This window comes from Pseudomonas sp. LBUM1648, assembly GCF_059716145.1.
Map to the genome: position 1 here is coordinate 1652317 of NZ_CP166808.1, position 21782 is coordinate 1674098.

Genomic DNA, 21782 nt, shown 5'->3' on the forward strand with positions numbered 1-21782 from the left:
TTTGAGCAAGTCGATGAGCCTTATTTCCCGTGACAGCAGGAGGATTTACCTGAGGCCTCATACTTGTCGTGATGCCGCACCCACTCCATGATCTCGCCTTCATTCCTGCCCTTGGGCGTCAGATCGAGGTAGTTGTAGGCGCCCACCAACATGTCCAGCCCACGGGCATACGTTGAGTAAGTGTGGAAAATCCCACCTTTATCATCGCGATAAAACACGCTCAGCCCCGGCATTTCCTCCTCGGCGCTATCAGTCTTTTCATAGTTGTAAGTAGCCTTTCCCGCAGCGACATCCTCGGCCCGAGCGCACACGCCAAAGTCGTAATTGAAGTCGCAACCTTCCGACGACACCCAGTCAAACTTCCAGCCCATCCGCCGTTTAAAGTCTTGAAACTCGTTGAACGGTGCGTGGGAAACCGCGACCACGGAAATATCGTGATGCGCCAGATGCTGATTGGCGCCGTCAATGTGGTCGCTCAGAAACGAGCACCCTGGGCAGCCTTCCTCCCAATCCTTGGCGAACATGAAGTGGTAGACGACCAATTGGCTGTTCTTGCCGAACAGGTCAGCCAGTTTCAATTCGCCGTCCGGGCCTTGAAAGTGGTAGTCCTTGTCGATTCTCACCCAAGGCAATGCGCGACGTTCGGCGCTGAGGCGGTCGCGCTCCCTGGTGAAGGCTTTTTCGTGATCGAGGTGTTGTCTACGGGCGGCGAGCCATTCTTCGCGCGACACCACCGGATGATTCTCGACGTTCATGATGATTTCTCCTGCGGGGTTGAAACCGTCTGTTTCAGACTAGTCGTTTAACCGGCAGGGAATTCGACAGACCGCCGGTCGGTCGGGGCGAGAAATGCGGCTGAACGGCTGCGGCACGCTCGGGTCACAACCTATGACCGCGCCATTAATTACGCGCACCGGAGGTTGAATCAGGATGACGACTTACAACTGGGATTTGATTGAGCGCTTGCTGCATGAAGTGCAGAACAGTGCAGGCAAAAGTTTCGCTCCTCGGAAATACGCGGAGGACTACGCGGCGGAGAAAGCCAGCGCGGGCGAGCCGATCGAGAATCTGGATGGCCTGAAAACGCTGGCCAGCGATTATGAAAGGTTGCTGCTCTTGCGTGGCTACATCGCACCGCGTCCAGATGAAGAGGGCGCCACAGGAAGCAATTTCGTGCTGACGCCGCGCGGTTCCAGCCTGCTGAGCCTGATCGACAGCAGCATTCCCGGCAACGATCATCCACGCCAAGTACTGGATGAGCAGGAGGATGCGCTGGCTGAGGCGACGTTTGATGAAGTGGCTTCAAAGGCGCAGATTGCCTGAAAGCAAAAGATCGCAGCCTTCGGCAGCTCCTACGCATAACCGTGTAGGAGCTGCCGAAGGCTGCGATCTTTTGATCTTCAACCCTGTTTAGCGGCCTTCAGACACTTCAAATCATTGAAGTCCTTGCGCACCCCTTCAATTTTCTTCAACAACCGCTGACGTTGCTGCGGTGTACTCTCCGCCATCAAATCAACCGCCAGCGATCGTCCCTGCGCCTCGGTGTCAGCAAATGCCTTGCGGTAATCCGCCGTCCATAAACGCTCGCGATTGACCAGAAGTGTCTCGATTCGTTGTGGGAACTCCGGACTCTTGCGCTGAGCGACGGCTGCGCTGAACTGTTGCTGCCAATGGGCACGATTAGCGATCCACTGAGTGTTCTGGTCGCCTAGCGTCGTCGACCAGGCCATGACCCGCTGCTCTTGCGTGGCGCTCAACGGCCCCAGCCAATCGTTGAGGCGTTTGACCATGCGCGCACTGCGTTCGGCGATCTGCTGGGTCAGCGGCGGTTTCAGGTATTCCTGCTGGCGCTTGCGCAGATCCTTGGCAAATGCGTCGTTCATCTCGGCGACTTGTTTGTCATCCAGCCCTTGCAGCAACTCGATAGCGGACGGGGTGATCTCCCGCGCGGTTTCAGCAATGGCTTTTTTGGCTTCCTCGGTGCGCGCCGCAAGTGCGGCTTCAGTCACCTGGTTGGTCTCGACCATCGTTTGCAAGCGGTCGAGCCAGTCGAGATAGCCCGGCAGTTGCGTGGTGCAGTGCCAACTCAGGTGTTCCTGAAGACGTTCGTTGAACCAGCCTTTCTGCTCGCCGTTCATGTCCAGGTAGTCGCTGAGCGTCCACGGAATGATCACGTCGAGATTGCGATAGGCCAGGCCTACGCGGCTACAGGCGCCGAGGGCTAGGGTGAATATCAACAGGGTGACAATGTGTGTGAACCAGCGAGACATGGGCGAATCCTTGCGATGGCCAGCCTTGGGGTCTGATTCTTATGTGAACGCAGAATGAACCCGGCAGTTCAGCCGATCAATAGAACGCGCGCTCGGCTTTGAGTGTGACGAGGCCGTCGCACTCGCTGTTGTGCCCGGAGTAGGCCGAGCAATCGCTGCCACTGAGGCTGGAATTGCTGTAGATCAGGTCGAGATTGACGCCCATGACCGGCCGGGAAAACTTCACCGACCAATCGGTGAAACTGCTGACATAACCACCGTCTACCGCCACCGGAGTGTTTAGTTGGTGAGTGGTGTACTTCATGCTGACGCCGATGCCGAACGGCTGATTGCCGCCAAGGTCGGCAAACAGCGTGTTGTTCTGTTTATCCGGGTCGTTGCTCAAGGCAATGCCGAATCGGCTGCCGAGCAGGGTCAGACCACCGAACAACTCCTGGCTGTCGAGGGTGTCCACTTTGGGATAGCTGTAGTGGATCATCCCGACTTCGTAGCCGAGGGTTTGATCGAAGGGTTGTTTAAAACCGAAGTAGGAGTCGATTTCGAGGTTCTTGCCCGGCGTAATTCCCATGCTCGGCGCGTACTGGCCGAAATACAGGCCACTGTCGTGGCTGAGGTCTAGTCCGCCATGAAACGAGCCGGTGGACGCCGGTTTGACCAGTCCTTGCGCCATGCTGCGGCTGGGCGTGGTGCCGAGTTTGAGGTCGAAGTCGCCCAGTTCACGCTGGAAAATCTGCGCGTGCGCAGTCGTGCAAGCCAGCAGGCCTACGAGCGATAAACAGGATGTTTTGCGCATGCGTCACTCCATTAACAGCGAGCGCAGGGCGGCAAGCCTGCTGAAACGCTTGATCTAGACGCGTGCAAGGATACCGGCGAATGCGCGGCATTGATGGCCGTTCGTCGATTTGCAAAGAATGGATGATAGATTTGTTTAAAGCGGAGGGGGATTTTGCGGTGCCAGTCCAGGCGCTTCGAAGCTCAAAGCGCCTATGGACGGGTGTATTACCGGGTGTTACTTCTTGCCCAGGCTGATCTGCTTGGACGGGCCGAACGTCTGGCCGCTGACGCCTTTGGCAATTTGCTGAATCTCGCCGCCGGACTTGAGGAACGCTGCGATCTGATCGTTGATCGATTCGCTGGTTTCAACGGCTGGAGCTGGCTTTGCTTTGCTGGTGGATGCTTTTACACGCATGGCGGCCATTAACCTGTAGAAAAGTAACTCGGCCAGGCATCGTACAGTAATAACTTGACAATTGCTTGGTAAATATCCCCGGGAATAACCAACCTCCATGGTGGATTATTCTCGATTCAATTTTCGAAATAATCGGCTAACCTGCTGTTTTAAATAAGATCATTTATATTTTTCGGCGCTGTGAGGGGCTGCCGCAATGCGCCACAGCGGACTGACGAGCGGCAACCGTCACGTGCGCGTCCAAGGAAAATCAAGGCTTTGCGCCTATTTCGCTGAAGGCAGGAATCTGCCAGTCAACGCTGGGGGCAAAACCGGGTAGAATGCCGCCCACGCAATGAGGGTTCTGGAAAATGGCTTTAGTCGGGCGTTACAACAGTTTGCAAGTGGTTAAACACACTAACTTCGGTTTATATCTGGACGGCGGTGCTGACGGCGAGATTCTTTTGCCCAACCGTTATATTCCCAAAGATATTCCCAGCGAAGATGAAGACTGGCTCAATGTTTTTATTTATCTGGACAGCGAAGACAAACTTCTCGCCACCACTGAAAAACCAAAAGTTCAGGTCGGTGAATTTGCCAGTCTGAAAGTGGTTGAAGTCAACAGCATCGGCGTGTTCCTCGATTGGGGCCTGCCGAAAGATCTATTGCTGCCGTATTCCGAAGAAAAACGTCAGATGACCGCCGGCGAGTACTGCGTGGTGCACGTCTACCTCGACAAGCACACCCGCCGCATCACCGCGACCGCACGTCTGGATCGTTACCTCGACAAAACCCCGGCCAACTACAGCCAGGGCCAGGAAGTTGACCTGCTGGTAGCCGAAGCCACCGACATGGGCTTCAAGGCGATCATCAACAACAAGCACTGGGGTTTGATTCACAAGAACGAAATCTTCAAGTTCATGCGCGCCGGCATGATCGAGAAAGGCTTCATCAAGGAAGTGCGCGCCGACGGCAAGATCAGCCTGAGCCTGCAACCGGTCGGTCAGGAAGCGGCCAGCAGCCTGAACTCGAAGATTCTCGCCAAGCTGCGCGAAAACGATGGCTCGCTGCCGGTCAGCGACAAGAGCGATCCGGCGTTGATCAGCAGCCTTTTTGGTGTCAGCAAGGGCAACTTCAAGAAGGCCATCGGTTCGCTGTACAAGGAAGGCAAGATCGTCATTCACGCCGATCGCATTGAACTAACCTGAGCCTGGCGTGGCCCATGTTGCATGGGCTCACTTGAGGTCGGGTAAATGAAAAAATCGTTGATTGCCTATGTCGCCACCCTGGTGACGTTTCTTTTGCTCGACGGCGTCTGGCTCGGCCTGTTGATGGCGCCGACCTATCGCGAACTGCTCGGTCCGCTGATGCTTGAAAAACCGCTGCTGATTCCCGCAGCGGTTTTTTATTGCCTGTACGTTTTCGGGTGTGTGCTGTTGGTGGTGTTGCCGGCACTGAGTTGGCAGCGCGCGGCGAAGATGGGCGCGTTGTTGGGGCTGGTGGCGTATGGCACCTATGACCTGACCAATTGGGCGACGTTGCGTGGGTGGTCGGCGCAAGTGTCATTGATGGATTGGGCGTGGGGGACGTTTGCCACCGCTGTGGCTTGTACCATCGGGTTTTTGGTGGCTCGACGGTTTGGTGTTTCGAATCGTTGATTTGTGTTGCCTTGACCGGCCTCTTCGCTGGCTTGCCAGCGAATGACGGCGCAGCCGACAACCATTCACCGCTGACGTCTGCGATGAACTAAATGTCTTTTCCAGACGGCTTTTTCTGTCTGACTGATTGATAATCCCCAGCACTGTTTTTTGACCATTGGATGGCTGCCATGTTGTGTGTGTTCGAGGTGTTGCGGTGATTGTCGAGCGGCGCAATGCCGACCGTTTTGCCTTGCAGGTGATGATTGGCCTATGCCTGATCTGGGGTGTGCAGCAGGTCATGATCAAGTGGGCGGCGCCGGACATTGCGCCGGTGATGCAGGCAGCGGGGCGGTCAGGGATTTCCGCGTTGCTTGTAGGATTGCTCATCTGCTGGAAGGGCGGCTGGGATCAGGTCGGCAACACCTGGCGCGGCGGCTTGCTGGCCGGTGCCTTGTTCGGTCTGGAGTTCTTCTTCATCAGCGAAGGCTTGCAACTGACCACCGCTGCGCACATGTCGGTGTTCCTCTATACGGCACCGATATTCACCGCGCTGGGCGTGCATTTTCTGTTGGCCAGCGAGCGTCTGCGGCCGTTGCAGTGGCTGGGGATTCTGCTCGCGTTTATTGGCATCGCGATTGCCTTTGCCGGCGGTGTGTCGTGGGACAGCCTTGACCGGCGCATGTTGCTGGGCGATGCCTTTGGTGTGTTGGCTGGCGCCTGCTGGGGCGCGACCACCGTGGTGGTGCGCGCCTCGCGACTGTCGGAAGCGCCGGTGACGTTGACGCTGTTCTATCAGCTGATCGTCGGCTTCATCGGCCTGCTGTTGATCGCGCTGTTCAGCGGCCAGATCAGCCATGTAAATCTGACTACCGTGGCGGTGGCCAGCGTGCTGTTCCAGGGTTTGGTCGTGTCCTTCTTCAGTTACCTGGTGTGGTTCTGGTTATTGCGCCGTTATCTGGCGGCGAATCTCGCGGTGTTCTCGTTCATGACGCCGCTGTTCGGCGTCACTTTCGGCGTGTTGCTGCTCGGCGAGCAACTGAGCCTGAACTTCGTTATCGGTGCCGTGCTGGTGTTGCTCGGCATCACTTTTGTCAGCGCTGAACAGTGGGTGCGTCGGCGTTTGCGCAAAGCGCTGGGCCAGTAACAGTCGATTGCATCGCCAGCCCGCCGGCAATCAGCAAACCGCTGCCGGCGATCACCAGCGCGGGCTGCAAGCCCCCGCTGAAATGGCTGCTCAGCGCGGCCAGTAGCGGGCCGCTGAGCTGGCCGGCGGCGAAGCAGGCGGTGAGCATGCCGGCGTTGCGCTGGGTGGCGTGGGGCGCCAGTTCTCGCGAACGCTGCATGACCAGTTGCATGCAAGCCAGGAACGATGTGCCGCAGAGGATTACGCCCAGCGCCAGCCCCCAACCGCTGCCCAACAGGCAGGCAAAAACTCCGGCTGCTTGCAGCCACAGCGTCGCCATCAACCAGTGACGCGTGGTCTGCGGATCGTGACGGCGCAGACTCACCAGCAACACGCCGATTGCCGCGCACAGGCCGAAGCTCGGCCAGAATAGGTCTGCCTGCCATTGCCCGTGAAACTGCGCGTTGGCCATCTGCGACAGGAACGTCGCCGGGATGATGTAGCCGACACCGTACAGGGCGTAGATCACCGCCAGACGCCCGATGCCACGACTCGATGGATTGACGGCTGCCACAGCCGTCTTCGCTGCGACTGGTTGCGGCAGGAGTCGCCAGACCCCCAGCATCATCACCAATGCCGCCGCTGCATAAATCAGCCACAACGTCGCAGAAGTCTGGTTCAGCAGATGTGAGACCAGCGCCAACACGCCTGTCAGAAAAATCCCCAAGCCGGGTCCGGCAAATACCAGCGCCCCAAGCCGTGGACGACCCGTCGCGGCAGCCAATGGCTGACTGAGCGTCGTAATCATCACCATCACCCAGGCACTTGCCACCCCGGTGCCAAAGCGCAGCAGCAGATGCGACCAGAAGCCATTGGCCCAAAACGACGCCAGCGTCAGCAGCACACACAGCCACAGGCCACCGTGCAATCGGCGATGAACCTGCTGCGGACGATGGGCGAACATCGCATCCACTGCACCGAGCAGGTAACCAAGGTAGTTGGCCGCGGCAATCAGACCGGCGGCAGTCAGGTCGATCTGTCCTTCACTGAGCATATGCGGCATTTGTGGTGTGAGGGCGAAACGCCCGATGCCCACGGCCATCATCAGGGCGACGAAGCAGGCGGATAAGCGAATCAGTGGTGACATGGTCTGGATTCCGTTGGAAGAGCAATGACCGTCAGGCTAAGACTGATTGACTTTCTTTAAAAATGAATAATAGTGAGTAACTTGTTCTGTTCTGGAGAAAGATTGTGGAGTTCAGCCAACTGCGGATCTTTCAGGCAGTCGCCGAAGAAGGTTCGATCACCCGCGCCGCCGAGCGCCTGCATCGAGTGCCTTCCAATCTTTCGACCCGCCTGAAACAGCTGGAAGAGCAAATGGGCGTCGAATTGTTCGTCCGTGAGCGTCAGCGTTTGCAGTTGTCGCCTGCGGGGAAAGTCCTGTTGGACTACACCGGCAAACTGTTTGCCCTGCGTGATCAGGCCAGCGCGGCGGTGATGGGCGGGCAACCGGCGGGGGATTTTGTGTTGGGCACCATGTACAGCACGGCGGCGATCCATTTGCCGGCGCTGCTGGCGCGGTATCACAAGCAATATCCGGCGGTGAACCTGCAAGTGCAGTCCGCGCCGAGCGGTGAGTTGCTCGAAGGTTTGCTCACCGGACGCCTCGATGCGGCACTGGTGGACGGGCCGCTGGAGCTGGCCGGGCTCGACGGCGTGCCGTTGTGTGAGGAAAGGCTGGTGCTGATCACTGAAGCCGATCATCCGCCGGTAAGCAGTGCCAGAGATGTCGAAGGGCGCTCAGTGTTCACCTTTCGCCAGGGCTGTTCCTACCGTATGCGATTGGAGGCGTGGTTCGCGCACGATCACGCAGCGATGGGCCGGGCGATGGAGATTGAGTCCTATCAGGGCATGCTCGCTTGCGTGATTGCCGGCAGTGGCGTGGCGCTGATGTCGGAGTCGATGCTGGCCAGTCTGCCGGGGCGCGAGAGCGTCGCGGTGCACCCTTTGGCAGAGCCGTTTGCGGGTGCGACAACGTGGCTCATGTGGCGCCGGGGCATGGTTGGCGCCAACCTCAATGCATGGATCGAAGTGCAGCACGCCGTCTATCCCGCGCCTTTGGCTGAAACTCGGGAAACGGCTTGAACCAATGTCAGCAGACTCTGTTCAATTCAGTAACAGATCATTGCGGAATTGCTCAAGCATTGCGTAGGAGTTCGGACTATTATCAGTGCGAAGCGGCCTCAGAATTCCGGTCGCTCGGCACCACCCTGAAGGGGGCATGACGATGAAAGAGAAAATTCAAAATTGGCTGCACGATTTGGGTGTTGCCCTCGGCTTGATCGAACCGCCTCTGCAACCGGTACCGATTCGCACGGACGACGAACAGCGTCGGCGTCAGCAGCGTCGGCGGTAAGGCCCCCGACGTAAAGGTTCAAAAGACTTAAGATCAAAAGATCGCAGCCTTCGGCAGCTCCTACAGAGATCAGTGTAGGAGCAGTCGAAGGCTGCGATTTTTTGTTTTCAGTGACGCGCAATCATCAGCAAAAACCGGCTCAAGTCATTCGCGGTCTTCGCTTTCTTGAGCAGGTGATCCTCTTCGGCGGTAAACGCCGTCAGTCCGAATTCATCTTCCAGATGGAAGATCAGATCCTCGATATCCGCCTTCTCCAAGCCCAATTGCACCAGACTGGTCTTGTCATCGAATTCGCGGTTTTCCAGCAGACGCCGGATGAACCGATGTACGGCGGCACGCACGGCAGCTCTTCTCATGGCAAATTTTTTCTGGTTGTTGTTCTGCTTGAGTACAGCAGGCGTCATGCGTGCCCGCGCAACCATTCGTCAATCATCGAGCGCAAATGCTCCCCGGAAAAACTACCGAAATGCCCGCCATGCACCGTGCGGATGGGCAGTGCCTGCAAACGGCGCAGACTGGCGGCGTAGTCATTCAGATTGGAATGGTAGGCGTCTTCGATCAACGGCCCGTCGTAGATGATGTCGCCGCTGAACAGCGTTTCGCTCGCCGCTTCATACAGGCTGATGCCGCCGGGCGAATGCCCCGGTGTGTGCAGCACCTGCAACGTACGATTGCCCAGATCCAGCACGTCGCCATCCTCGATAAACCCGGTGGCCGGCGCGGCTTTGACCCGGTATTCGGCATAGCACAGAGGGCAGTCCGGGTGCGCCTCGAACATGTCGTCGCCGACGAAGGCGCGACTTAAATCATTCTCGCCATCCGGCGCCGCCAGAATGTCCGCCTCTGCCGGGTGCACCAGTCGCTCGGCAAATTCGTGATGCCCGGCGATGTGGTCGAAATGGCAGTGGCTGGCCACCGCCACCAGTGGCCGCTCGGTCAGCCACGGCAGTTGCTCGCGCAGGCTGACCAGCCCGGAGCCGCTGTCGAGCAACAGATCCTTGTCGCGACCCTGAACGTGCCACAAGTTGCAGCGATAGAACGGGCGGATGTACGGCTCGTGAATCAGGCGGATGCCATCGCTCAGGGTTTGCACTTCGAACCACTGATCGCGAGAAACAATCTTCATCAGCACATTCCTTTAGACGAAAAAAAACGAGTGTGGCAACCGACGCCACACTCGTCGAAGAAAGCATCAAGTCGTAATGTTTCAGCTTAGATCGCGCTAGCCAGGGGCGCAGGACGACGCGATGCCAAGCTAACCACCACAAAACTCACCAGACCTACGGCCAGGCTGTAATAGATCGGCGTGTTGGCGTCCAGACCGTCCTTGAACATGAACACCAGCGCCGTGGCAAAACCCATACCCATGCTGGCGATCGCGCCGGCGGTGGTTGCGCGTTTCCAGAAGATCGCACCCATCAGCGGGATCAGCATGCCGCCCACCAACAGGTTGTACGCCAGCGTCAGGGCGCTGATCACGTCGTTCACCACCAGCGCAATACCCAGCACGACGATGCCGGTCAGCAGGGTGAACAGGCGGTTGATGCCCAGGCTCGACTGTTTGCCGCCGCGCAGTTTCGGCAGCAAGTCTTCAGTCAGTGTAGTGGCAGCGGCGAGCAGGCCGGCGCTGGCGGTGGACATCATCGCGGCCAGAGCAGCGGCGATCACCAGACCACGGATGCCATCCGGCAGCGACAGTTTGACGATCGCGGCGAAGGCGTTGTTGACGTTGTCCAGATCCGGGATCAGTACGTGCGCAGCCATGCCGATCAGGGCGCATGCCAGACCATAAAGGATGCAGTAGATGCCCGCGATGCTGCCAGCGTACTGGGCGACTTTGGCGGTCTTGACGGTGAACACCCGTTGCCAGATGTCCTGACCGATCAGGATGCCGAAGAAGTAGATCATGAAGTAGGTGATGATCGTGTCCCAGCCGATGGTGGTGAAGCTGAATGCAGTAGCAGGCAGTTTCAGCACCAGCTCATCCCAACCGCCAACGCGGTACAGGCAGATCGGCAACAGGATGAACATCAGGCCCACAGTCTTGATGATGAACTGGACGATGTCGGTCAGGGTCAGCGACCACATGCCGCCGATGGCCGAGTAGATCACCACCACGCCACCACCGACGAGTACCGAGATCCAGAATGGCAGGTCAAACAGCACTTGCAGCACGGTGCCGATCGCCAGGATCGAGGTCACGCCGATCATCAGCGCATAGGCCAGCATGATTACCGCGCTCGCCGAGCGGGCCATCGGGTTGTAGCGTTTTTCCAGCACCTGGGTAACGGTGTAGATTTTCAATTTCAGCAGCGGTTTGGCGAGGAACAGGTTCAGCGCGACGATGCCGCAACCGAGCGCCGCACACAGCCAGAAGCCGGAGATGCCGTGCACGTAGCCCAGGCGCACGGTGCCGACGGTGGACGCCCCACCCAAAACGGTCGCAGCCATGGTGCCCATGTACAGGCTCGGGCCGAGGTTGCGACCGGCGACCAGAAAGTCTTCGTTGGTCTTGGCTTTGCGCATGCCGAAGTAGCCGAGCAAGAGCATGCCGGCGGCGTAGATGAGGACGACGAATAAATCCAAAGCCATGATGGCGTGTCTCCGATTGTCTTTTTTATGGTGAAACAAATTTGGTTTGGTGTGGCTGCCCTTTGTGGGAGCGAGCCTGCTCGCGAAGGCGGTCCGTCAGTCACATCAATGTTGAATGTGCTGAAGTCTTCGCGAGCAGGCTCGCTCCTACAGGGGACCTACGTCAGGCGGCCTGACGCAGTTCAGGTTTTGCTGCGACTTGGCTGCGAGCATCCTTCGGGCCGAACACTTCGCGCGGTTCCGGGAACAGGCTCAGCAGCGTCAGATACACCACCGAAGCCAGGCCCAACGTCACCGGCAAGCTGACGTCGATCCCGCCCGCGAGCTCACCCAGCGGGCCAACAAACTGCCCCGGCAGGTTGACGAAGCACAGGCCGACCGCCGCGCTCGGGATCCACGCGCCCAGCCCACGCCAGTTCCAGCCGTGGGTGAACCAGTAGCGGCCACCCTGTTCGCCGCGAGTGAACACTTGCAGGTCATCCGGGCAGTAGAAGCCGCGACGCACCACCAGGCCGATGATCATGATCACCATCCATGGGGTGGTGCAGGTGATGATCAGCACGGCGAAGGTCGACACGCTTTGCACCAGGTTCGCCGCGAAGCGCCCGATGAAGATGAAGGCAATCGACAGTACGCCGATCAGCAAGGTCGCCTTGACCCGAGACAGCACACGCGGGAACACGCTGGACATGTCCAGCCCGGTGCCATAAAGCGACGTGGTGCCGGTGGACATGCCGCCAATCACTGCAATCAGGCACACCGGCAGGAAGAACCAGCTCGGCGACACCGCCAGCAAGCCGCCCACATAGTTGTTGGCCGCGATGTAGTCCGGCGCCTTGATCGCGACGATGGTCGCGGTAGCCAGGCCGAACAGGAACGGGATGAACGTCGCGATCTGCGACAGCACCACGGCGGCCATGATCCGCTGCTTGGAAGTGTCACGCGGGATGTAGCGCGACCAGTCGCCGAGGAACGCACCGAAGGAGATCGGGTTGCTCATGGCCACCAGCGCCGCGCCGATGAAGGCTGCCCAGAAGCCTGGTTGACCGAGGCTGACAGTACCGGCGTAGTGCGCGTCGAAAGGCCCGGCGAAGGCGAAGATGCCCAGCAGGAACAACAGGCTGGCGCTCCACACCGCGATCTTGTTCACCCACAGCAGAAAGCGGAAGCCGTAGATGCACACGGTCAGCACCAGAATCGCGAACAGACCGTAGGCCAGGCCCAGGGTCAGGTCGGTTTCCGGCAGGCCGATCAGGCGTTTTGCACCGCCGATCAGCGCATCCCCCGAGCTCCACACCGAGAGCGAGAAGAAGGCGATGGCGGTCAAAAGCGACAGGAACGAACCGACGATCCGCCCGTGCACGCCGAAGTGCGCACCGGACGACACGGCATTGTTGGTGCCGTTGAGCGGGCCGAACAGGCCCATCGGTGCGAGGATCAGCGAGCCGAGCAGCACGCCCGAGACAATTGCCCAGACGCCGGCCTGAAACGAAAGGCCGAAAAGCACCGGGAAACTGCCGAGCACGGCGGTGGCAAAGGTATTGGAACCACCGAAGATCATCCGGAACAAATCCGTCGGGCCTGCGGTGCGTTCATTGTCCGGGATCTGTTCGACCCCGTGGGTTTCAATCTGCGTGAGGCTTTGGTCGTTGTTGTTGTTATTCATGATCTGCTCCGATCATAAAGGCGCGCTCATCGTGCGTGAGCGTCACCTGTCTTGGCTAAGGGGATGGCAGCCCTTCCGGCATTGCGGACAAATGTTCGTGGCAGGCCAGCCAATGGCCTTGTTGTTCTAGGCTCGACGCTTGTTTCTTGAAAACAATCGTCTCGCGCTCCTGGCTGAAGTGTTGCTCCCCTTGCATGCGCAGCTCGGTGGCCACGTCATGGATGAAAATCGCCACGTCACCTTGCAGGCTGACGAAGGCGTTGCTTGATGTGCAGGAAAGCACCTCGAAGCCATCCTCGGTGCGCCAGTTGTCCCACAACGCCTGATAGGCATCGCGCGACAGCAGCGGCTGTTCGAGGGTGTAAAACACGAAGCTGGCATCGGCGCTGAATGCGCCGAAGTAGGCTTCGCGATCGTTACGGGCGAAGGCGGACACCAGATCGGCGGCCGCTTTCAGAACCTGATCACGTTCGTTCATGACCCAACCCTCAGCGGTGAACCACGCCTGGCAGTACGCAGAGCATTTCGTACAGCAGGTTGGCGGCCAGCAGCGAGGTGTTGCCGGTGGTGTCATAAGCGGGCGAGACTTCTACCAGATCGCAACCGATCAGGTCGAGGCCCTGGCAGCCACGAACGATCTCAATCGCCTGAATGGTCGTCAGACCACCGATTTCCGGGGTGCCGGTGCCTGGCGCCCAAGCCGGGTCGATACCGTCGATGTCGAAGCTCAGGTACACCGGACCACCGCCGACTTTCTCGCGCACTTCGGCCATCAGCGGGGCCAGCGACTTGTGCCAGCACTCTTCGGCCTGAACCACGCGGAAACCCTGATCACGGCTCCAATTGAAGTCATCAGCGGTGTAGCCCTGCGCACGCAGACCGATCTGCACCACGCGGTCGCAGTCCAAAAGACCTTCTTCGACGGCGCGACGGAAGGTCGTGCCGTGGGCGATTTTCTCGCCAAACATGTGATCGTTGACGTCAGCGTGGGCGTCGATGTGTACCAGACCGACCTTGCCATGCTTTTTATGGATGGCACGCAGGATCGGCAGGGTGATGGTGTGGTCGCCACCCAGGGTCATCGGGATGACGTTGTGCTCGAGGATGTTGTCGTAGGCTTCTTCGATGATGCGCACGGCGTCGAGCAGGTTGAAGGTGTTGATCGCCACGTCACCGATGTCGGCAACCGACAGCGAATCGAACGGCGCAGCGCCGGTCGCCATGTTGTACGGGCGGATCATCACCGATTCGGCGCGGATGTCGCGTGGCCCGAAGCGGGTGCCGGGGCGCAGCGAAGTACCGATATCCAGAGGCACGCCAACGAAGGCAGCGTCCAGACCGGCAGCGGTCGGTACATGGGGGAGTCGGAGCATGGTGGCGATGCCGCCGAAGCGCGGCATTTCGTTGCCGCCCAGTGGTTGGTGAAGAATCTTGTCCACGGGTAGGGCCTCATCGTCTTGTTTTATTTATGTCGGTGCACCGGCAGGCGGGCACCGCTGTGGGCCGATTCTGCGAAATGTAGTAAGGGGGAAGAATCGCTACGGGCAAATACTTAGTTCAGATTTTTCTAAACTAATGCCAAGGCGCGGGATAGACTCTCAGGCCCTGTGTTGATGACCTGTGGCGAGGGGATTTATCCCCGATGGGTGGCGAAGCCGCCCCAATTCCTGCGGCTCGGTCCATCAGGCACCCCGCGTGTATTGAATTTACGACTGCTTCGCAGCCGGTCGGGGATAAATCCCCTCACCACAAAGTCATCAGCGTTCGACAGATGTTTGGAGAGCCGCATGGCCAACGCTTTACCCGACCTCAAACTATTACGCATCTTCGTCAGCGTGGTCCGTCATCAGGGTTTCGCCAACGCTCAACAGGAACTCAATCTGTCGACTTCGGCGATCAGCACCTACATGAGCCAGCTCGAAGCCGCGCTCGGTCTGGTGCTCTGTCATCGCGGCCGTGGCGGGTTCAGCCTGACCAGCAAGGGTGAGCTGTTCCATCAGGAAACCCTGCGCCTATTGGCCGAACTCGAAGGCTTCGAGCAATACGCCGCCGCGCTCAAAGGCGAACTGCGCGGCACGCTCAACCTCGGGGTGATCGACTCGACCGTCAGCGACAAGGCCCTGCCGTTCGCCGAAGCCATCGGCGCCTACAGTCAGGAACACCCGGCGGTGCATTTGCATTTGTCGGTGATGAGCCCTTATGAGTTGCAACTCGGAGTGCAAGACAACCGCCTCGATCTGGCCATTGGTGCGTTCTCCACGCGCATGAGCGGTCTGGTCTATATGCCTCTGTACCGCGAACAGCACTGGCTGTATTGCAGCAGCCGACACCCGTTGTTCAACGAGCGGCGCATTCCCGAACAAGTCATTACCCAGCAACGCATGGTCGGGCGCGGTTACTGGAGTCAGGCGGAACTCGCCCGCCACGGTTTCAAGCACAGCGCCGCGACCGTGGAGAGTATGGAAGCGCAGCTGATTCTGGTGCTGTCCGGCGCCTACATCGGTTATCTGCCGGAGCATTACGCCCAGGCTTGGGCCGACAAGGGCGATTTGCGCGTGCTGCTGCCGGCGACCTTCGGTTATCAGGCGCCGTTCTCGATGATCATGCGCCGTGGCCGCAGTCGTGAGCCGCTGATCCAGACGTTCCGCGATTTGCTCAAAGCCCAGCTCAATCAGGCCTAAGAATATGTCCAGACCCCAATGCCCGCGCTGCCTGCGCCCACAAACCCATTGCCTGTGCGCGCTGATCCCCAGTCTCGACAGCCGCACCCGGGTGTTGCTGTTGCAGCATCCGAGTGAGGTCAATCATGCGTTGAACACCGCGCGGCTGGCGGCGCTGGGTTTGACCAATGCCGAACTGATCGTCGGTGAGGTGTTCGAGGATTTGCCGACGCTGTTGAACCGGCCGGGGTATCAGGTGCGTTTGCTGTTTCCGGCGGACGATGCGCAGCCGATGCAGGCTTACGGCGAGTCCGAGCAACCGCTGTTGCTGGTCGTGCCGGACGGCACCTGGCGCAAGGCGCGCAAGATGCTGCACCTCAATCCGCTGTTGGCGGCGTTGCCGCGGGTGACGCTGGCCGAAGGTGGTGTGTCGCGGTATCGGTTGCGCAAGGCACCGGGGCCGGGGGCGTTGTCGACCATCGAGGCGATTGTTCAGGCGCTCGAAACTCTCGAAACGCCGACTACGTTTGCGCCATTGCTGAGGCCGTTCGAGGCATTGATCGACGGGCAGATTGCAGCGATGGGGGAGGAGGTTTTTCAGCGTAATCATGCTGACAGATGATGGTTCCCACGCTCTGCGTGGGAACGATCATTGGCTACCGCTCGCGCATTGCCTCGGTACGGGCCTTGAGCACCGGTTTCAGCAGGTAATCCAGCACACTTTTCTCCCCGGTAATAATGTCCACCGTTGCTACCATCCCCGGAATGATCAGCAACGGTTTCGCATCCCCGCCCAAGTGGTTTTTATCGGTGCGCACCTGAATCAGGTAAAAGCTGTTGCCCTTGTCATCGGTGATCGTGTCGGCACCGATCAACTCAAGTTTGGCGCTCAACCCGCCGTAGATCGTGTAGTCGTAGGCACTGAACTTGACCATGGCTTTCTGGCCCGGATGCAGGAATGCCACGTCCTGCGGTCTCACCTTGGCTTCGATCAGCAGGTTGTCTTCCAGCGGCACGATTTCGACCATGTCGCTGCCCGGCTGGACCACGCCGCCGATGGTGTTGACCTTCATTTGCTTGATCACCCCACGGACTGGCGAGGTCACGGTGGTGCGGCTGACGCGGTCGTCGATGGCGATGCTCGACGCGGTGATTTTCGACAGGTCGGTGCGTTTCTCGTTCAGCTCCTTGGCGGCCTCGGAGCGGAAGGTTTGCTCCGACTCGTCGATCTTGCTGCGGATCTCGGCAATCGCCGATTCCGCCCGGGGAATCGCCAGTGTGGTGGCATTCAGCGAGCCACGAATTTCCACCGCACTGCGCTTGAGCCGCAGGATTTCCACCGGCGACACCGCGCCGGTTTTCACCAGCGGTTCGGACATGTTCATCTCTTGTTGCAACAGCGCCAGGCTTGAACTGAACTGGCCCTGCTTGGAGCGAAACTCCGCCAGTTCCTGAGTCTTCTGCCGCAGTTGTTCGCTGAGGGTGCGTTGTTCGCTGGCCAGCCGTCGCTGGCGTTGTTCGTACAGCGAGCGTTCGTCTTCGGCGACTTGCGGTGCCTTGGCGATCACTTCATCGGAGAGCTTGAACGGCCGGCCTTCAGACTCCGCCGACAAGCGTTCGACCTGCGCGGTCAGCGCATAACGGTCGGCCTCGCTCTCACCCTTGTTCGAGCGAAACCGCGTGTCATCCAGGCGCAGCAGGGTGTCGCCCTTGTTCACCATCTGCCCTTCGCGGACAAAAAGCTCGGTGACGATCCCGCCCTCAAGGTTCTGGATCACTTGAACCTTGCTCGACGGAATCGCCTTGCCTTCGCCCATGGTCACTTCTTCAAGCACCGCGAACTTGGCCCAGACCAGTGCGCTGATCAGCAGGCCCGCCGCCAGCCACACGGTAATCCGCGACCAGCGTGGCGAATCCTGCAACGAGGCGCCGGCGGTTTCCGGCATGAACTCGGCCTCGGCGCTTTTGCCGAAGCTGTCGAAGTAGCCGCGTGATTTGCCATCGGATGCAGCAGACATGGCTTACTCCTAGACTGCCGCCGAGCCGACACGGCCCTTGCGCAGTGCATCGATGACTGCTTCTTTCGGGCCGTCAGCGACGACCCGGCCGTTGTCCAGCACCAGCAAGCGATCCACCAGACTCAGCATCGAGGTGCGGTGGGTGACCAGCAGCAGGGTTTTGCCTTGTACCCAGCCATGCAGTTTCTGGCGCAGCAGGTCTTCGCTGCTGTTGTCCATGGCGCTGGTGGGTTCGTCGAGCAGCATGATCGGTGGATCGAGCAGCAACGCACGGGCCAGCAACACCGCTTGACGTTGACCGCCGGAGAGCAACTGTCCGCGCTCGCCCACCGGCCGGTCGAAACCTTGCGGATGCTGGCGGGCGAGTTCGGTGACGCCGGTCAGTTCGGCGACTTCCAGCATGCGTGAATCGCTGATGTAGCGCGCGCCGAGGGTCAGGTTGTCGCGCAGGCTGCCGGCCAGCAGCGGCAAGTCGTGGGCGACGTAACCGATCTGCTGGCGAAGGTCGGCGACATCCAGTTGCTGCAGCGCGAGGCCGTCGAGCAGTAACTGGCCTTCCTCGGGCTCGTAAAAACCCATCACCAGCCGCGCCAGGGTGCTTTTACCCGAACCGCTGCGGCCGATGATGCCGACCCGTTCACCGGGTTTCAGGCTGAAACTGACATTGCTCAGGGCCGGTATATTCTGGCCGTTGTAGTGGAAGGTCACGCCGTTGACGTCGAGGGCGCCTTGCAGTTGTGTGCGTTCCAGTGGCCGCTGTTTGCCGTCACGCTCCTGGGGCAGGGCCATCAGCGCATCGGTGCTTTTCATGGTCAGTTGCGCTTGCTGGTAGCGGGTGATCAGCCCGGCGATCTGCCCCAGTGGCGCCAGCACGCGGCTGCCGAGCATGTAGGTCGCCACCAATGCGCCGACACTAAGGTTGCCGGCGATGATGCTGTAGACCCCGGCGACAATTGTCGCCATCCCCGAGAACTGCTGAATGAACAGCGTGCCGTTGGTGGCCAGCGCCGAGAGGTTGCGCGCGTGGCTGTCGAGACGGGTGAGGGCGCCGTGGGTGCTTTCCCATTTGTGCTGGCGCTCGCTTTCGGCGCTGCACGCCTTGAGGGTTTCCAGGCCACCGAGGGTTTCGATCAGCAGCGCCTGGCGTTCAGCGCCGAGGCTCAGACTCTTCTGCACCGTGTCGCGCAGGCGCACCTGAATGATCATCGCGAAGATGATGGTCAGCGGAAACGCCAGCAGCGGAATCACCACCAACCAGCCGCCGAGCAGGCCGATCACCACCAGCATCAACACCACGAAGGGCAGGTCGATCAGGCTGGTCAGGGTCACGGCCGTGAGGAATTCACGCAGGCCCTGAAAGTCATGAATGCTCTGGGCGAAACCGCCGATGGTCGCCGGCCGCGCCTTCATCGACATGCCGGTGATGCGCTCGAATAAAGTCGCGGAAAGGATCACGTCGGTTTTCTTGCCGGCGGTGTCGAGCAAGTGTGCGCGCACTACCCGCAGCACCAGTTCGAAACCGGTGCCGATCAACAGCCCGATCGACAGCACCCATAGGGTCGACGTGGCCTGATTGGGCACCACGCGGTCGTAGGTCTGCATGACGAAAAGCGGCACCATCAGGCCTAACAGGTTGATCAGAAAACTGGCGAGGATCGCGTCGCTGTACAGCCATTTCGACAGCTTCAGGGTGTCGCGAAACCACGCATGCACCCGTGGCACCAGCGGAGAACGCAGATCTTCGAGTTCGTGGCGTGGCCGGGCGAACAATGCCTGGCCACTGTAGTGTTCGCTGAGTTCTTCGCGGCTGACCCATTGCTCGCCGCCATCGGCTTCACTGGGCAGAATCAGCGCTTTACCGTCATCGCCAAACCGCCGCAGCACGGCGGTGCGACCGTCGTTGAGCAGCAGCAGAATCGGCAGATTCAGTGGCGAGATGTCTTTCAGTTCACGGCGCAACAGTCGCGCCTGCAACCCGGCTCGGGCGGCGGCGCGGGGCAGCAGATCGAGGCTCAGGCGTTGTTTGTTCAGGGGCAGCCCGGCACTCAGGCTGGCGCGACTGACCGTCGCGCCATGGAGTTTGCAGAGGATCAACAGACCGTCGAGTAACGGATCATCGAAGCTCAGCCGCGGATCGACCCCTACGTTACCGGGTTCCATGCTGGTCATATTGATCGCTCCCCTGTTACCGCTTCATTGGGCCTACTGATCGTTCCCACGCTCTGCGTGGGAATGCCTCCAGGGACGCTCTGAGTCCAGTGACGCGGAGCGTCACGGGCTGCATTCCCACGCGGAGCGTGGGAACGATCAGGATCAGCAGCCTTCGGCAGGAGGTTTACGTCATTTCAGCTCTGGCAGACGTGCTTCGTTCTTCACCTCGGTTGTGGCGATCGCATCGGCCGGCAGCACCACCCGTTGTTTGCTCAGCAACTGGCCCATGTTCGCCAGCACGCGGTACATCGAATATTCCTCGGTGTAGCGGATTTCGGTGTAGCGACGGTTGGCGTTGTAGAGCTCGTTTTCGCTGTCGAGCAAGTCGAGCAGGGTACGTTGGCCGAGGCCGAACTGATCCTGATACGCGGCGCGCACACGTTTGGTGGTGTCGGCGTATTCGCGGGCGGTCGGGGTTTGTTTCTTGGCGTTCTCCATGGCGTTCCAGGCCAGGCGAATGTTTTCATTGAGCTGGCGCAGGGCGTTGTTGCGGATGTCCATCGCCTGATTGATGTCGTGGGCGTTCGCAGCCAGGCGAGCCTTGTCGCTGCCGCCGCGGAACAGGTTGTAGTTCATCACCACACCCACACGCCATTCGTTGTCGTGGCCCTCATCGCCCTGCACGTTGTTGTTCGCGCCGACCGCCGCCTCTGCGTCGAAACGTGGGTAGAACGGCGACTTGGCAACTTCGTATTGGCTTTCAGCCGATTGCACGTCGGCCTGGGCGGATTTCAGATACGGGTTGTTGTCGACCATGCTCTGCTGGGCTTCGCGCAGATCGGTAGGCAATTCGCCGCGGGTCGAGGCGGGGGTTTCCAGCTCATCGGGCATGCGCCCGACCACGCTGTAGAAGTTGGCTTCGGCATCGGACAGATCGACTTCGGCGGTGTCGAGGTTGTTTTGCGCCAGCGCCTTACGGGCTCCCGACTGGTCGGAGTCGGCGGTGCTGCCAACGCCGCGCTCGGTGCGCAGGCCGATCTGATCGTTGACGCGCAAGTGTGCTTGCAGGTTGTTGGTAGCCAGGGTCACCAGTTCGCGGCGCTTGAGCACTTCGAGATAGACCTCGATGGTGCGCAGGGCCAGATCCTGCGCGGTGCCTTGCGCATAGTAGGCGCGCGAGTTGGACACGCCCTTGGTGCGCTCGACCTCGTTGGCGGTGTTGAAACCGTCGAACAGCATCTGCCGCAAGCGCAGCTCGGACTGGGTGTAGTTAAGAATGCGCGTGTCGTGATTGCCAAACGCGCGGGTGTTGGTGTTGTCGCTGTAGCCGCGACCATAAGCGGCGTTCAAATCGACCGACGGATAGAAGCCGCCCTTGGCGACTTTGACTTGTTCATCTGCCGACAGGCGTGCGTCCACGCGCGAAGCAAGTTCCGGGTGTGTAGCGATAGTGCTCTGGATGGCTTCGGTGAGGTTCATGGCCTGGGCTTGAGAAGTGCAAGCCATGGCCAGCAAAACCGCGCTGCAGAGGGGGGTTAGAACGCGCATGGGTGCATCTCCCTGAGTCCTGATGGTGTCTTACTGTCGCCAAATATTTGACGATATTTTTAGGTGTAAGCGTTTCACTCTTGTAACAACAGAGCTAAGAACATCCTGAAGCGTAGCTAAGAAAAAATTTTCATAAGGCTTATGCCGAAAAAAACTTATGCGCTTTGTAAAAACCGGCACATTGTTCAGCTCGAAAGCCTTTGTTTTATGCGCTTCAGGGAGCTCAAAAAGGCTTGAGGAAAGTTCCATTCACTTTGCGACATACGGCGAAGTACTGCTGAAGGGGAGGGACGCGTAACGGTCAATGAGTGACAGTTTTTTGTCACTCGAGTGATTCACCACCGTTACGTAGCGTTAGTAGGTGTGCTGCCTTGATCAGGGTTCGGAAGTGCTTGATAGCACTCAAGTTTCCCGCTCAGGCAGAACCTGCGAAACGAACTGTCGAGGGTGCGAGCGTCGCCCCGACAACCCGATTGAGCCATGGGCTGCTTCGCGAACCAGTGCCGACGGTGGTCGGCAGCGGAGGATTT

General features: G+C 59.4%; 22 protein-coding genes. 8 read left to right on the plus strand and 14 right to left on the minus strand.

What is annotated here, in order from left to right; all coding sequences use genetic code 11:
• Window positions 1–20: 20 nt before the first annotated feature.
• Entirely contained in the window at window positions 21–755 is a 735-nt protein-coding gene (locus ACA043_RS07560) for a DUF899 domain-containing protein (RefSeq protein ID WP_497658919.1), read from the minus strand.
• Between the two features lie 175 nt (window positions 756–930).
• On the opposite strand from ACA043_RS07560, the gene ACA043_RS07565 reads away from it, so the two are divergent.
• On the plus strand, window positions 931–1323 hold the full coding sequence (locus ACA043_RS07565; protein ID WP_401266616.1) for a transcriptional regulator: 393 nt from the start codon (window positions 931–933) through the stop codon (window positions 1321–1323).
• A 77-nt stretch (window positions 1324–1400) separates the two neighbouring features.
• On the opposite strand, the gene ACA043_RS07570 is transcribed toward ACA043_RS07565, so the two are convergent.
• The 3 genes from ACA043_RS07570 to ACA043_RS07580 all read right to left on the minus strand — a co-directional run bounded on the left by ACA043_RS07570 (window position 1401) and on the right by ACA043_RS07580 (window position 3468).
• Window positions 1401–2270, minus strand: a complete 870-nt coding sequence (locus ACA043_RS07570; protein WP_497658920.1) for a DUF6279 family lipoprotein — start codon at window positions 2268–2270, stop codon at window positions 1401–1403.
• 76 nt (window positions 2271–2346) lie between these two features.
• Complete coding sequence (locus ACA043_RS07575; RefSeq protein ID WP_497658921.1) at window positions 2347–3063, minus strand: TorF family putative porin; 717 nt, start codon at window positions 3061–3063, stop codon at window positions 2347–2349.
• A 216-nt stretch (window positions 3064–3279) separates the two neighbouring features.
• Window positions 3280–3468 (minus strand): PFL_1563 family small protein, encoded by a 189-nt coding sequence (locus ACA043_RS07580; RefSeq protein WP_016985943.1) that lies wholly within the window; start codon window positions 3466–3468, stop codon window positions 3280–3282.
• Between the two features lie 341 nt (window positions 3469–3809).
• On the opposite strand from ACA043_RS07580, the gene ACA043_RS07585 reads away from it, so the two are divergent.
• The 3 genes from ACA043_RS07585 to ACA043_RS07595 all read left to right on the plus strand — a co-directional run bounded on the left by ACA043_RS07585 (window position 3810) and on the right by ACA043_RS07595 (window position 6222).
• Window positions 3810–4646, plus strand: coding sequence for a CvfB family protein (locus ACA043_RS07585; RefSeq protein ID WP_187681255.1), 837 nt, complete (start codon window positions 3810–3812; stop codon window positions 4644–4646).
• Window positions 4647–4691: 45 nt separating this feature from the next.
• On the plus strand, window positions 4692–5096 hold the full coding sequence (locus tag ACA043_RS07590; RefSeq protein WP_187681254.1) for a DUF2177 family protein: 405 nt from the start codon (window positions 4692–4694) through the stop codon (window positions 5094–5096).
• 241 nt (window positions 5097–5337) lie between these two features.
• A complete protein-coding gene (locus tag ACA043_RS07595) occupies window positions 5338–6222 on the plus strand; it encodes a DMT family transporter (RefSeq protein WP_497659626.1) in 885 nt (294 codons plus the stop codon).
• Here ACA043_RS07595 and ACA043_RS07600 read toward each other — a convergent pair.
• Window positions 6170–7348, minus strand: a complete 1179-nt coding sequence (locus ACA043_RS07600) for an MFS transporter (protein WP_497658922.1) — start codon at window positions 7346–7348, stop codon at window positions 6170–6172. The two genes, ACA043_RS07595 and ACA043_RS07600, sit on opposite strands and share 53 nt — an antisense overlap.
• 104 nt (window positions 7349–7452) lie before the next feature.
• On the opposite strand from ACA043_RS07600, the gene ptrR reads away from it, so the two are divergent.
• Window positions 7453–8346, plus strand: coding sequence for a putrescine utilization regulator PtrR (gene ptrR / locus ACA043_RS07605; RefSeq protein ID WP_497617015.1), 894 nt, complete (start codon window positions 7453–7455; stop codon window positions 8344–8346).
• 142 nt (window positions 8347–8488) lie between these two features.
• Window positions 8489–8617: a PA1414 family protein gene (locus ACA043_RS07610; protein ID WP_007914492.1), complete on the plus strand. Its 129-nt coding sequence runs from the start codon at window positions 8489–8491 to the stop codon at window positions 8615–8617.
• A gap of 107 nt (window positions 8618–8724) precedes the next feature.
• Here the strand turns inward: ACA043_RS07610 and ACA043_RS07615 are convergent, their stop codons facing one another.
• From ACA043_RS07615 to speB, 6 genes are all read right to left on the minus strand, one after another.
• Window positions 8725–8973 carry an acyl carrier protein gene (locus ACA043_RS07615; RefSeq protein WP_187681250.1) on the minus strand — a complete coding sequence of 83 codons (249 nt, stop codon included), beginning with the start codon at window positions 8971–8973 and terminating at the stop codon, window positions 8725–8727.
• Between the two features lie 44 nt (window positions 8974–9017).
• Window positions 9018–9743: an MBL fold metallo-hydrolase gene (locus ACA043_RS07620; RefSeq protein ID WP_497658923.1), complete on the minus strand. Its 726-nt coding sequence runs from the start codon at window positions 9741–9743 to the stop codon at window positions 9018–9020.
• Window positions 9744–9829: 86 nt separating this feature from the next.
• Window positions 9830–11209, minus strand: coding sequence for a sodium:solute symporter family protein (locus ACA043_RS07625; RefSeq protein WP_401266630.1), 1380 nt, complete (start codon window positions 11207–11209; stop codon window positions 9830–9832).
• A 163-nt stretch (window positions 11210–11372) separates the two neighbouring features.
• Window positions 11373–12875 (minus strand): purine-cytosine permease family protein, encoded by a 1503-nt coding sequence (locus ACA043_RS07630; protein ID WP_489878471.1) that lies wholly within the window; start codon window positions 12873–12875, stop codon window positions 11373–11375.
• Window positions 12876–12930: 55 nt separating this feature from the next.
• Window positions 12931–13353, minus strand: coding sequence for a YybH family protein (locus tag ACA043_RS07635; RefSeq protein WP_489878472.1), 423 nt, complete (start codon window positions 13351–13353; stop codon window positions 12931–12933).
• A 10-nt stretch (window positions 13354–13363) separates the two neighbouring features.
• On the minus strand, window positions 13364–14314 hold the full coding sequence (gene speB / locus ACA043_RS07640) for an agmatinase (protein ID WP_123536038.1): 951 nt from the start codon (window positions 14312–14314) through the stop codon (window positions 13364–13366).
• A 348-nt stretch (window positions 14315–14662) separates the two neighbouring features.
• Here speB and ACA043_RS07645 point away from each other — a divergent pair, with 348 nt between their 5' ends.
• The gene (locus tag ACA043_RS07645; RefSeq protein WP_007956593.1) at window positions 14663–15556 is read left to right on the plus strand and encodes a LysR family transcriptional regulator; all 894 of its coding nucleotides are present in this window, start codon (window positions 14663–14665) and stop codon (window positions 15554–15556) included.
• 4 nt (window positions 15557–15560) lie between these two features.
• On the plus strand, window positions 15561–16157 hold the full coding sequence (locus ACA043_RS07650; protein WP_497658924.1) for a tRNA-uridine aminocarboxypropyltransferase: 597 nt from the start codon (window positions 15561–15563) through the stop codon (window positions 16155–16157).
• Window positions 16158–16191: 34 nt separating this feature from the next.
• On the opposite strand, the gene ACA043_RS07655 is transcribed toward ACA043_RS07650, so the two are convergent.
• The 3 genes from ACA043_RS07655 to ACA043_RS07665 all read right to left on the minus strand — a co-directional run bounded on the left by ACA043_RS07655 (window position 16192) and on the right by ACA043_RS07665 (window position 21252).
• Window positions 16192–17553, minus strand: a complete 1362-nt coding sequence (locus tag ACA043_RS07655) for an HlyD family type I secretion periplasmic adaptor subunit (RefSeq protein WP_187677310.1) — start codon at window positions 17551–17553, stop codon at window positions 16192–16194.
• A gap of 9 nt (window positions 17554–17562) precedes the next feature.
• Complete coding sequence (locus ACA043_RS07660; RefSeq protein ID WP_497658925.1) at window positions 17563–19722, minus strand: type I secretion system permease/ATPase; 2160 nt, start codon at window positions 19720–19722, stop codon at window positions 17563–17565.
• Window positions 19723–19893: 171 nt separating this feature from the next.
• Window positions 19894–21252 carry a TolC family outer membrane protein gene (locus ACA043_RS07665; protein ID WP_187677312.1) on the minus strand — a complete coding sequence of 453 codons (1359 nt, stop codon included), beginning with the start codon at window positions 21250–21252 and terminating at the stop codon, window positions 19894–19896.
• Window positions 21253–21782: the final 530 nt, after the last annotated feature.

Bases quoted from the DNA above. Each gene is read 5' to 3' on its own strand.
- ACA043_RS07560 (WP_497658919.1), bottom strand. From the start codon at position 755: ATGAACGTCGAGAATCATCCGGTGGTGTCGCGCGAAGAATGGCTCGCC.
- ACA043_RS07565 (WP_401266616.1), top strand. From the start codon at position 931: ATGACGACTTACAACTGGGATTTGATTGAGCGCTTGCTGCATGAAGTG.
- ACA043_RS07570 (WP_497658920.1), bottom strand. From the start codon at position 2,270: ATGTCTCGCTGGTTCACACACATTGTCACCCTGTTGATATTCACCCTA.
- ACA043_RS07575 (WP_497658921.1), bottom strand. From the start codon at position 3,063: ATGCGCAAAACATCCTGTTTATCGCTCGTAGGCCTGCTGGCTTGCACG.
- ACA043_RS07580 (WP_016985943.1), bottom strand. From the start codon at position 3,468: ATGGCCGCCATGCGTGTAAAAGCATCCACCAGCAAAGCAAAGCCAGCT.
- ACA043_RS07585 (WP_187681255.1), top strand. From the start codon at position 3,810: ATGGCTTTAGTCGGGCGTTACAACAGTTTGCAAGTGGTTAAACACACT.
- ACA043_RS07590 (WP_187681254.1), top strand. From the start codon at position 4,692: ATGAAAAAATCGTTGATTGCCTATGTCGCCACCCTGGTGACGTTTCTT.
- ACA043_RS07595 (WP_497659626.1), top strand. From the start codon at position 5,338: ATGATTGGCCTATGCCTGATCTGGGGTGTGCAGCAGGTCATGATCAAG.
- ACA043_RS07600 (WP_497658922.1), bottom strand. From the start codon at position 7,348: ATGTCACCACTGATTCGCTTATCCGCCTGCTTCGTCGCCCTGATGATG.
- ACA043_RS07610 (WP_007914492.1), top strand. From the start codon at position 8,489: ATGAAAGAGAAAATTCAAAATTGGCTGCACGATTTGGGTGTTGCCCTC.
- ACA043_RS07615 (WP_187681250.1), bottom strand. From the start codon at position 8,973: ATGAGAAGAGCTGCCGTGCGTGCCGCCGTACATCGGTTCATCCGGCGT.
- ACA043_RS07620 (WP_497658923.1), bottom strand. From the start codon at position 9,743: ATGAAGATTGTTTCTCGCGATCAGTGGTTCGAAGTGCAAACCCTGAGC.
- ACA043_RS07625 (WP_401266630.1), bottom strand. From the start codon at position 11,209: ATGGCTTTGGATTTATTCGTCGTCCTCATCTACGCCGCCGGCATGCTC.
- ACA043_RS07630 (WP_489878471.1), bottom strand. From the start codon at position 12,875: ATGAATAACAACAACAACGACCAAAGCCTCACGCAGATTGAAACCCAC.
- ACA043_RS07635 (WP_489878472.1), bottom strand. From the start codon at position 13,353: ATGAACGAACGTGATCAGGTTCTGAAAGCGGCCGCCGATCTGGTGTCC.
- ACA043_RS07645 (WP_007956593.1), top strand. From the start codon at position 14,663: ATGGCCAACGCTTTACCCGACCTCAAACTATTACGCATCTTCGTCAGC.
- ACA043_RS07650 (WP_497658924.1), top strand. From the start codon at position 15,561: ATGTCCAGACCCCAATGCCCGCGCTGCCTGCGCCCACAAACCCATTGC.
- ACA043_RS07655 (WP_187677310.1), bottom strand. From the start codon at position 17,553: ATGTCTGCTGCATCCGATGGCAAATCACGCGGCTACTTCGACAGCTTC.
- ACA043_RS07660 (WP_497658925.1), bottom strand. From the start codon at position 19,722: ATGACCAGCATGGAACCCGGTAACGTAGGGGTCGATCCGCGGCTGAGC.
- ACA043_RS07665 (WP_187677312.1), bottom strand. From the start codon at position 21,252: ATGCGCGTTCTAACCCCCCTCTGCAGCGCGGTTTTGCTGGCCATGGCT.